At 57.0% G+C, this 10,988-nt stretch carries 7 protein-coding genes and 1 pseudogene; all 8 read right to left on the reverse strand.

Translation table 11 applies throughout. From position 1 onward, the window contains the following. Positions 1-1,035: 1,035 nt before the first annotated feature. Positions 1,036-3,252 carry a type IV secretory system conjugative DNA transfer family protein gene (locus RBH20_RS21020; RefSeq protein WP_306712368.1) on the reverse strand — a complete coding sequence of 739 codons (2,217 nt, stop codon included), beginning with the start codon at positions 3,250-3,252 and terminating at the stop codon, positions 1,036-1,038. After that, entirely contained in the window at positions 3,249-4,004 is a 756-nt protein-coding gene (locus tag RBH20_RS21025; protein WP_306712370.1) for a relaxase, read from the reverse strand. The genes RBH20_RS21020 and RBH20_RS21025 overlap by 4 nt, the downstream gene beginning before the upstream one ends. Beyond that, complete coding sequence (locus tag RBH20_RS21030; RefSeq protein WP_306712371.1) at positions 4,001-4,474, reverse strand: hypothetical protein; 474 nt, start codon at positions 4,472-4,474, stop codon at positions 4,001-4,003. The genes RBH20_RS21025 and RBH20_RS21030 overlap by 4 nt, the downstream gene beginning before the upstream one ends. Further along, positions 4,471-4,848, reverse strand: coding sequence for a hypothetical protein (locus RBH20_RS21035; RefSeq protein WP_306712373.1), 378 nt, complete (start codon positions 4,846-4,848; stop codon positions 4,471-4,473). The genes RBH20_RS21030 and RBH20_RS21035 overlap by 4 nt, the downstream gene beginning before the upstream one ends. Positions 4,849-4,853: 5 nt before the next feature. Beyond that, positions 4,854-8,108, reverse strand: coding sequence for a VirB4 family type IV secretion system protein (locus RBH20_RS21040; RefSeq protein WP_306712375.1), 3,255 nt, complete (start codon positions 8,106-8,108; stop codon positions 4,854-4,856). Beyond that, positions 8,108-9,784, reverse strand: a complete 1,677-nt coding sequence (locus tag RBH20_RS21045) for a hypothetical protein (RefSeq protein WP_306712377.1) — start codon at positions 9,782-9,784, stop codon at positions 8,108-8,110. The genes RBH20_RS21040 and RBH20_RS21045 overlap by 1 nt, the downstream gene beginning before the upstream one ends. A 2-nt stretch (positions 9,785-9,786) precedes the next feature. Continuing rightward, complete coding sequence (locus RBH20_RS21050; RefSeq protein WP_306712379.1) at positions 9,787-10,635, reverse strand: hypothetical protein; 849 nt, start codon at positions 10,633-10,635, stop codon at positions 9,787-9,789. Beyond that, positions 10,632-10,988, reverse strand: a pseudogene (locus tag RBH20_RS21055) (hypothetical protein); the annotation flags it as partial. The pseudogene RBH20_RS21055 and the gene RBH20_RS21050, both read right to left, overlap by 4 nt.

Consider the following 10,988-nt stretch of genomic DNA (forward strand, 5'->3'; position numbering starts at 1 on the left):
TGGGCTGGTAGTCCCACAGGGTCACAGATATCTCGGATGCATGGGTCTGCCGGCCGGGGCAAACTGAGGGTGGGTTACCGGTGGAGCGTACCAGCGCGCGACGCCACTGCCAGACTCGCGATGCTCGTCTGTCGTGTCCTCGTTCGCTAGCGCTCACTCGGACGACGGGGCGCTGCGCTCGGCGCTATCGCGCGTCTCGCTTCGGTCCAATCGTGCCTGCGGTGGCGGGCGCGATCCCCGCCGGGAACTGTCTGGGTCCCAGCTGAATGCCACACTAAATTACGCTACTGAGTAGATGGGAAACAAGGTGCATTGTACCTGTTGGTGATCAGATACAAAGCTCCGGACAAAGTGGAGTGGTTCCTCGTCGATGGGCGACAACGTATGCGCCACGAGGGGGCGAAGTGAGCGAGGGTCGAGCGTGGGTCTGCCAGCGCTGGCTCAGTTTGAACGAGGTTGTGATCGGCGTGACCTTGGACGTCGGTGGCCGGCGACGTGCGTGGCACAGTAGACTCACATGATGCTCGGTGGGGCTGGCCCGCCGTGTACAGTCCCGATCGGACTCTGGGGAGTGAGCCGAGAAATATCTGTTCTCCAATAGTTGTAGCCGGGGGCTGAGTGGGCGGGCTTTACTCGATCCGAGGTCTGCTGTTCGTCACCAGTTCCTATGTACTATTGCTTATGTATCGCTGTTTCCAGCGCCCGGCTCACGACTGAATCACTATAGGACAAGATAAAGAGTGTCTTACATCGGCGGTTTTCGGTGAATAATTCGACCGCAGTCTTGCGATTTGGATTTGTTTCAGTCGGGGGTGGTGATTCACTGCCAGTGATTCAAACCAGGAGAAAACCGCCGCCATCTTGCGATTTCAGCGATATAATAGTAGCAATAAAGGTAAATATTGAAATTTGATAGAACGGAGGATGTGCGTACTTGCAATCCACTCTTGCCAACGTAGTAGAAAGAATTACAGTCGCAGAACAGCACAAAAGTATTAGATACTCTATATACAGAAACGAGTTCACAACGGCGGATTACATGAACTCAGATACGTCGCGCTCCTCCTCTTTTGACTCAGTTTCGTCCCGCTCTTCAGTCTCGTTTGAGTCTCCCTCTGCATCTGATTCAGTGGGTGAGTCACCGCCTTCCTGCTCGGCAGATTCCGCCCCACCTAAGCTGGGATCTGGGTCCGGATCAGAGAAGAGTCCCCCGGTGTTGTCGTCGGACTGCTGGTCGTGATCGCCACCGTCGTACTCATTTTCTTCATCTGATAGGTCTGGGCGGTCTGTGTCCGGAGATGTGACGGCAGTGTTTGCTGTTGTCTGGTCGAGTGGGTCACTGGAATCGTCGTCGCCCAACCCGTCTGTCGCGTCGACGGTCGGCTCGACTTCAGGGTCACGATCCGGGCCACTATCTCTGGACTCATCGCCGTCGGTCTCACCAACTGACCCACGGAGTACATCGTCAAGTCGAGCCCGAGTAAACGAGAACCAACTGTCGTTCTCTATGTCGGTGTCATCTTCCGTTGGCTCTGGTTCCGAACTGCTCGGCGACTCCGCGCCCTGCGCCGGGAGGCTATCGCGAACGTCCGCCAGTTCGTAGGACTGCCCATGAACCCACGTCGTCCGAGAGACGGCAACGCACTCACCGGGCTGGAAGTCTCGGAGCAGGCCGGAGGTGATCGGCGTTTTGTCCTTCTCTTTGTACGTGTCCCGAGCCTGCGTTCGTGGGTTCTCGCCGCGCCCCTGATGACTCATCGACACCATCTCGGAGCGATCATACTGACGGCTTTCGCCGAGTTCGTCGAGGATGAAGTCCGTCGACTCGCTGTCACCCGGACCGAAGTAGACTCCTTGCGGGCAGTTGCCGACAATCCCAGAGATCGTGCTGTATGTGTCTTTGAGCTGGCCGATTGTCTGCACGCCGACCAGTGCCCGACCCTTGTGTTTCCGGCCTCGGGCCGTGAGGTTCGTTACCTGCGTGAGCGCCGGCAGCGCGTCAATCTCGTCGAGGATATGGACCGTCGGATTCGAGGCGTTCATCGCGTAGCGGATCGACCAGTCTACGAGCAGTTGGTACATTGGCCCGAGCGTTTCCAGTTCCGTTGGATTCGAGTCGATAATGAGGACTCGGCCTTCCGGGTTCTCGATGTACTCTTGCAGCGAGAACTCCCCGTAGTCTCCGAAGTCGCCGGTGAAGACGGGATCGACATTCTCCTTGATCGTCTGGTAAACGTTCTGTGCGCCTTTCCCTTTATCAGGGTCGATATGACCCGAATCCAGTCGGTCGAACTCGTCAAGAGCTTTCTTGAGGGCAATGTGGCCCTCGTTGAGTAGTGAGACGATATCGGCGTGACAGAGCGCATGGCGGCGATTGTTCTTTTTTGCGCTAAGATGCAGATACATCAGCATCTCCACGAAGGTCTGTTTGGCGGGCCGGTGGAATGGGTCGTGACCGTCGGCTTCGCCGAAGATCGCGCCGGCGACCTCACGGAAGTCTGACTCGTCGTAGGCGTCCTTGAACAAATTCCAGACCACGTCGCTATCCTCGTGGCGGATGCGCTGAACCTCAAAGCCCAAGTCCTCGTAGAATGCTTGGAAGTCCTCGCCGGTATCGTGAGCGACGACCGCCGTGTCACTGTAGTACGGGAACTGGTAAGCCAGCAGCTTCATCATCGACGTCTTCCCGCTTCCAGTCTCGCCCACGACAGCTGTTGAGACATCTTGATCGAGCGTGAACGGCATTTCAGCCTCGTTGTGTTCGTGAGAGACCTCTTCCAGCGGGACGACGGACTCCCCGTCGTCGTGGTCCCACTGGTTCATCGCGAGCATTTCCGGCGAGGTCCGGCGGAGCAGTTCCCCGGAGAACACGATACCGATTGAGATAGCATACAAGATCACCGTATTCGAGTACGAGACCATCGGCAACGACAGTCCGGGCACAGTGAAGTCAGCAAACAGTGTCCCGACCGAGATGGCAGCCAGAACGTGTGCGAACGGGAACAGCAGTGCGACGCTGGGCGTCTGGACAAGCATGTCGTAGAAGAACGCCGCGCTAATGAGTCCGAACCCGAGGTAGATGTAGCGCCATGCCCAGAACCGCTTCGGAAGTATCTTGTCGCTATCGACGATCATCGGCGGGAACAACAGCATAAATCCGGCCCAGACGAACCCAACGACGTTGTCGTACTTGAGGCTATTCGGGACTTCGCCGGAGCGTTGTCCTGGTGGTGCAGAGGAACTCGAACTCACTGCCACCACCCACGCTTACGTTCGGGTTCCTGCTCGCGTTCAAGATCAACTTCGGGTTCGCGTTCAGTTGCCGCCTGTTCTTCGGCCCTCTCCCCAGCACGTTCTGAGAGTGTCTCAGTTTGGCGCTCATCGGTCGCTTTCTCAGCCGTGGGCTGTCCGGCGTCTTTCTGCTGACTCTTCTCAGTCGCCCGTTTGAGCGCTTTTTCCGCTTCGGGGTTCAGCGCTAGTTCTGCCTCGTGGTACTGCTCCCGTGCTTCTTCATCCACGACCCGGCCAATGTCCTCGGGAGAATCACGGGCGGCAGCCGTTGGGTCGCGTGTTCGAGCGGGTTCTTCAAACGCAGTCGCTGCTTGTTCGCGCATCTGTCGGATATCTTCCCGACCCATTTCTAATTCCGCACGCTCGCCAGTCGCCGCGATATGTGCATGGGGAAACTCTGTGTCTCGGTGAACACCATACACGCAGTCGGTTGTCGGTTGTTGAGCCAGCCCGCTATTCACCAGTTCCCGAGTGTTATCACGGACTTCCTCTGGCGAATATTGTCCTGTGGGATCTGGCGAGACGATTACATGCCGCTGGAATCCGAACTCGCGGCTCTTGTCGACAAACCGATTCACCTCTGAGTCAGACAGTTCTCGCCCGGCTGGGTTTCGGAGGTCAACTGTCACGCCGGCGTCCTGTTCGCGATCACGCTGAATGTAATCGACGAGGTTCCCTGCACCACCCTCCTGATAATCTGTTTTCAGCATCATACACTCTCACCTGCCGGCTCGGCGGCAGTCGAGGCATCTGACTCAGGGTTGCCTTCCTCGTCTGGTGTTTGCGATTCTGTGTCTGGATCTCTCCCAACATGCTCGCCGGCAAATTTCAGCGCAAGCCGTCGCTGTTCAGCTGAGTAGTCATCTTGAATCAATTTCCAGATCGCGATAGTGTATGCTGTCCGGACTTTTTGGACGGTTTTTACCTCCTCCATTGTTCCAGACTCAAATTCTTCTAACAGCTCTGTCACCTCGCGCTTTGCCTCCTCCAGCAAGACTTCGATTTTTGTGTTAGTGCTGTACCGCTGATACTGACTTTCTCCAGTCTCCCACTCAATGTATTCCTCGATAACCTCGTGTCCGTATTCGGAGGTGGATGTCCCCGCGGCGTCAGCCAACTGGTCAAACAATTCTTTGTTCTCTTCACTCGTATAAATCTGGAGTAGAGTGTCTCTCTCAGTCATTCCTGACCCTCCTTGTTTCGGATGGTTTCAACCTCATCCTCTAGTTTATCTGTCGCTTCTTCCATCGCAGTAGCGCGCTTGTCTGCCGGGAACTCAGAGGAAATTAAATCCCACAGAGCGACCGAGTAGAACAATTCCTGATCCGTGTCAACGCTTGTTGCTTCGTCAACGTCTTCTACGACGGCATCAGCGATGTACTCCAGTTCCGATCCAAGGTTTAATTCCCCCGCACGCTGTTCCTGTAGTTCGCTCGAAATACGCCGTTCCGCAGCTTTCAGAATGTACTCTGAAACCCCTTCACCCGCTTTGTTAGCCTGCTTCACGATCTGTTTTCGCTGCTCTGCACTCATCCGAATTGTAACTTTTTCACTCATATGAATCACTCCGTAGTGCCGAACTCGAGATCAGTCCCTGCCTCGATACCACCATCAGCGACAACTGCATCCGGCTGTGTCTGGTCAAGTGCTACAGACACCACGTCCACCAACTCCTCTTCGCTGAGTCCGTTGAGGACGTGTTCAGCCTTCTCAGGCGATAATCCGTGATTCGTTAGCTCTTGCTCGACCGCTTTGGAATGGACGAACTCTTCGAAGTCAGCAGCGCGAGAGTCAACCTCGTGAGCAACAACGTCGAGCGCATCTTCCGCGTCAGCGTCGAGGTCAATAATCTGCTTCTCTTCCCACGAGGTCTTGATCGTCAGTGGGTAGTCACCATGTTCGTCGACGCGAACCAGCGCTTGTGAGTAGCCCTGACCGTCGCCTAGTGACTCTTTCCCGGCTTCCGCGTGCTGGATGTAGGACTGCTGTTCGCTCGTCAGTCCAGCGCTTTTCGCTGTCTCATCACCTAGCTCTGGCTCGCGGTGATGGACCTTGATCGGGCACATTCCCGCGATTTCCTCGGCTGCACCCTTGTCCTCAAACTCGGAGAGCGTCTGGGACAGCATCACCAGCCGCAGCCCGGCGTGGCGCTGGTGCCGAGCAATCTGGTTCAGCGACTCCAGATTCGCGTCGTCGTTGAACAGGTAATGGGCCTCATCGATGATGATCTCGACCTTCTGCTGCATATTTTTCGCCTGCTGGTACAGCGTCGACAGCAGCAACTGCATGATGAACGACTGTTTGCCGAGGCCACTGCCCGAGCCTTCGACTTGCTGGAGGTCCAGATAGACGGCCTTGCTGCTGTCGTCGATCAGCCGCAGGTCCGACTCTTTCGAGAGATTGCCGAACGTACTTCCCGGCCGGAACGGATGCAGCGCAATCGAGAGTTCGTTTGCGTACTGCTGGATTTTCTGCTGGGAGGACTCCGTCGTCGCTCCAGGGAACATTCCAGGCTCTTCCTGGAGGCGGTCAACGACTTCTAGGAAGTCACTCAGATCCGGCGAGTTCTCCGGCGTGTGCGTCGACGGGTCCGCTGGGTCGATATCGGACTCCGAGAATATCTTGTCGATCAGGAACGTGATCAGGCCGCTGTGCATCTCCAGATCGACATCCCGCGACTGCAGGAAGTTCTCGATAACCCCGTACACTTCGTCTTTCTTCGCTGAGACGGGCTGCATATCCGGGGACTGTTCAAGGACATGAGGCGGCGTCGGATGCATCTCGCACGGGTTCAGCGGCGTCTCGCCGCTGATCGTGATGGTCTTTGCGTCCAGCATCTTCGCGCTGCCGTGCATATCCCCGACCGGGTCGATGTAGATCTGCTTGACATCCGACCGCTTTTTCAGCATCCGCATCGCCCGAGCCTGCGTGCCGTGTGTCTTTCCGCCGCCGGGCATTCCAGTCACTAGCTCTGAGTGGCCGGTTTCCAGTTCCCACGGGTCGATCAACAACGAGGAGTCGTTGTGTCCGTGCAGCCCGTACTCGATGCCGTCCTCCATCCGCAGGTAGTTCGACGAGAACGGGAACAGCGCTCCAAGGGCTTCCCCAGTCATCGACGAGAGCCGGTTCCGCCCGAGTTCGTTGGCCCCGATCGGCGAGACTGTCACCAGTCCGGCTTCCTGCCGGCGGGTCGTTCGCTTAACCCCACAGTTCGACGGGGAGTCCCGCAGTAGCGTTTCGAGCCGGTTCGTTTGCTTTCGGAGTTCCTCTTCAGTCTTGGCAGTCAACCGGATGAACGCGCCGACACGGAACAGCGACGTGTGGTTCCGCCGGACCATCTGCCGGATGTACTTCGCCTGATTGACCTCCTGCTCGATGTCTTCCGCTTCCAGCTCCCCCTTGTCGTTTTGCAGCATCTTCAGCGAGGAGATCCACTCCTTCATCACCGACACTGCTGTATCAGCGTCGTATGGGTCGATATGGATTGAGACATCGACGGCAAGCTCCGTATCCAGCAGCAGTTGTTCCAGCATCCCACTCGTCGGATGCTCCGGATACGTCTCGATCCAGAAGCACCGTGTGTACGTCTCTTGGTCGATCAGAGCATGGTCGGCTTCCCACTCGATATCTGTTGGGGCGACCAGTGACCGGTGGTTCTCTCCCGGTCTATGCAACTGGGAGACGAAGTCAGTCTCGTCGACCTCGTAGTCGGTCCCACCGACGTCATCGGTCTCCATGCCCTCCGCGGCGTCGTGGGCTGCGGCACCCTCGCCGTGCTTGATGAGTTCCCGCGCGGAGTATGTCACCGGGGAGACGGAGGCCGCCTCTTCGTACTCGCGTTCCGACCGGGTTTCGCAGGCCCAGTAGTCCTCGGTCAAGTGGGCCAGTTCGTGGGGGCTGACCGACCGGCTGCGACACCGGAACATATTGTTGACTGCTCTGTCGACGGTTTCGAGCCGGTCGTGGAGTTTCTTGGCCTTGAACTCCTCTCGCTCGGCGTCAGTGAGCGTGTCACTGTCGAATCGAGTGAACAGCCGACCAATGACCGGTATCCCAGTCAAATAATCCGCGATGGAGTCGCTGTTCATCTGGAGGTCGTGGATATCATCGTCGGTCACCCAGACGATGATGTAGTACTTGCGCTGGAGTTCAGTCTCAGTCTCAACGTTGCCGCTGTCGTCGGTGTAGCGGTTGACGAACTCCATGAGGACTCCCCGGAAGATCGAATGGCTCTCCGCGTCGGGGTCGTCGAGTCGGTCGACGTGTGCCTGGATATGGGACTCGTTATCGACCTCGGCCGTCGTGACGTGGAGTTTCGCACGGCCAGTCAGCGATTCAGACAGGCGTGTGAGTGACTTGACGGCTTTCTCCCATTTCTCGTCGTCCTGCAACGACATATTGGCGGGCTCGACCTCAACCGCGCCGACGTACGCTCCGTCGACGCGCTCAATGCCGTGGGGCATGACCCGCTCTAGTCGCGTGACCTGCCGAGTGTCCTGATTCCCTTGGCCGTGAGTGTACTGTCGCTTTTTGACGAGCCAGAACAGTTTGACTCGCAGCCACTCTGTCAGGCGATAGTGGTCCGGGCGGACTTTATGCAGGATGTACAGGAACACTTCCACGATCGCTGTGAGAGCCAACGTTGGGAAGAACAGCGCCGCTGGCACGAACGGCATTCCCATCGCGACGAGGAAGCCAAACGGCGGGATGAGGAACAGGATGAGTTCCCCCAGCGTGTAGTCTCCCCAGAAGTTGGTCGAATCTCCGAGGGATTCGTGAATGATGTTCGTATTGTATTCGTCTTGTGAGTCAGCCATTAGTCGTCATCCTCCCGGTGGGGCAGGCCGTCGCGGTACACATCCGGTCCTAATACATCGTCATCAGTTGCAAACACGTCCTGCAGCGAGTCATACGACTCGGACTCATCGGAGTCAGTGGTCTCAGTATCGTTCTCGTCGAAGTCGTCGTCGGAGAACGGTGGGTCACCCTCAGACTCGAACACTCTGGTATCGCCGGAGTTGATCTGCGTCTGGCGCTCCATCTTGGTTTGCTGCTCCATCTTCGTCTGGCGTTCACTAGTCGGAGTGTCGTCACTCTCAGAGTCCCCGGACGAACTCCCATTAGTGAACCTGCTGTTGAGGACACTTCCGGCAGATGAGCCACTCAACCCGCCAGAGGGCGGTGAGCCACCAGAGCCACCGGACCCGCTACTGCCACTGCCGCCGCCAGAGGGCGGAGCGGAACCGCCTGAACCGCCTGAGCCACCGCCGCCGGAACCACTGTTGCCGCCACCTCCGGAGCCGGTGGGACTACTGCCGCCACTGGAACCGGTAGGGCCAGTGTTATTGGAACCCCTCTTCATGCCAGCGGGGTTAGCAGCCATCTGGCGGTGGACCATCTGGGCACCCGTGGCAGCACTGCCAATGCGTCCTTTTGCGGCACCTGAAGCCGCTCGAATCGTGCCACCCGTCGCCATCGCTGCGCCGGGTCCACCGACCGCTCCAGCGCCGGCTGTCGCCGCTGCGCCAGTGGCCGCCGCACCCACCTTGAGTGGCTTTTTACCGCCGGCGAGAGCCTGTTCGCTGACTTGAATCGCAACGCGGCTACTACGCTGGATGAGGATCTTCTGTGATTTTGCCGCCAAGTACAGCGTCACGAGGCTGATGAACAGCGATAACTTAGAGGGGAGTCCCCAGTTCGTTGCCTCGAAGCTCATTCGTATCAGGATTGCAGGTGGGATGCCCGCAGCAAGGACTCCGGGATACGCGCCGGCGACCTGTTTTGCCAGCCCCGAGAAGCGGTTCAGTGGCCAGACTTCCACTGCCCAGAACGTCGCGACCAGCGGCATCGAGAGGGTCATCAGGAAGACCAGCAGCCACCGGGTGATGAAGATGAACGCCGCCTTCAGGTAGACGTACAATCCGACGATCATCAGAACGACGAATATCCCCAGACTGAGCTCCGCAATTTGCTCGGCTGAGCTGATTAGTGTAGCGATCTCTTCTTTCGACTGACCGGAACGGTAGATTACATTTCCGATAGCGTCGAAGAACTGAGTCCCCAGTGAGGCCACTGGGAGCCAGAAGAACAGCGAAAGAAATGCGACTCCGAGGCGACGTAGGAGTTTCTTCCGGATAACCGGGTTCATCGAACCATATCTAAGCCCAATCATCGCCAAGACGATGAACTGCAGTCCGAGCGCCAGGCCGACTACCCCCTCAAAATAGATACCCGATATTAGCGAGTCCCATGGGGCATTACTCGCAGACTCAAATGCAATGTCGACAGGGGCTGCTGAATTCGGTCCTTCAGGAGCAGGCGTCCGCACCATCGGATCAATAATGGCTTGGAAAAACCCATCAAGATAGTTGATTATCTGCGTTTTAAGTTGAGCAAAGAAGCCGCTGATACCAGCTGTAATTGCCGATGAGAGTTCTCTAATTGCCCTCTCGACGATTTCCTTAACGATTTCTTCACCAATTTCCGACTGCATTGCTACGTCTCCATCTCCGTCTTTGTCGGGGTTGTGGTGACCTCTTCTGGCTCACCAGCTAGGGTTCGTTTGCACCCGTTACCGGTGCTGTCAAACCTGTCGGTATACTGTATAGTTTGGATGACAGTAACCGGGTCACTCCAGAGGAATCCAACAGTCAATTCCTCCTCTCTTAGAGTTGTTTCTTCAACTTTTACGCAGTGTGGGCCATCAGCGAGGAGAAAAGTAAATTCGACAATCCCGGTTTCACCCGGCTTTATTGGTTCAAATGCCTTGCTGTCTTTGTTTTCTCCATTGAGGATTGTCCGCGTTGCTGCGCCAGTTCGCTGGCCGATATTCCGAACAACAACCCCCAAGCTATCGTCGCGGATCTCTTCATGCTCAGTCCCAGGAACAGCTTCTTCAAATTCAAACGTAGTGCCCAGTTCGAGTGGGAGTTCAGTTTCAACGTCATCCCCACGGAGATAGAGTGTATGCTGACCCCGAGGCAGCGGTTCGTACGAGTCCTCTCCTTCTGTTAACGAGAGGCGTGTCCGGGTCTCGCCAGGACTGAAATAGTCACTGGAGAACTCCCGACCAGACTCTGTGATGATGCTAACCGATGACGGCTCGATTTCATCAGTCACAGTCACTTCCAGAGCCAATTGGCGGCCGTTCTCTACAATCTTAATCGACGTCTCTTCGATGTAGTCGGACTGATCTTCTGGCGGGCCGGCGCTTCCGTCACCTCCGTCACTGTTATCAAACAGCCCGCCACTGCATCCTGCAAGAGCAGCAAGACTCCCGCTGAGGAGTCCAAGCACTGTTCTGCGGTCGATACTGCTGTTTCGTGGTATATCTTGCTTTGTCATGGATTATACCAACCAACAAATTGGCCTCTCGTCCAGACGTCGTAGCCGTACACCGCCAGCACAGCCGGCAACAACGTCAGGAGCGTCACCACAACGAGGTCGATGAACTCCGAAAGGTCCGGAAGATCCACCTCATACGCAACGCGTTCTTGCGTGTCCCGAACCGGGACAGCACGCCCTTGCTCCCACCAGATTTGGGTCGGACGATACGTGACTATCGCCGAGGAGACCTCGCCCTGGTCGACGGTGACCGTAATCTCGTCAGTTCCGGAAAACGGCCGTTCGACCCGGGACTGTCCCGTTGCGACAGTGACGTTCCCTGCCGCAATCGGGAAGCCAGCCTTCGGTTCAAC

Origin of the sequence: Haloarcula sp. H-GB4, assembly GCF_030848575.1 — an archaeon.
Classification (GTDB): Archaea; Halobacteriota; Halobacteria; order Halobacteriales; family Haloarculaceae; genus Haloarcula.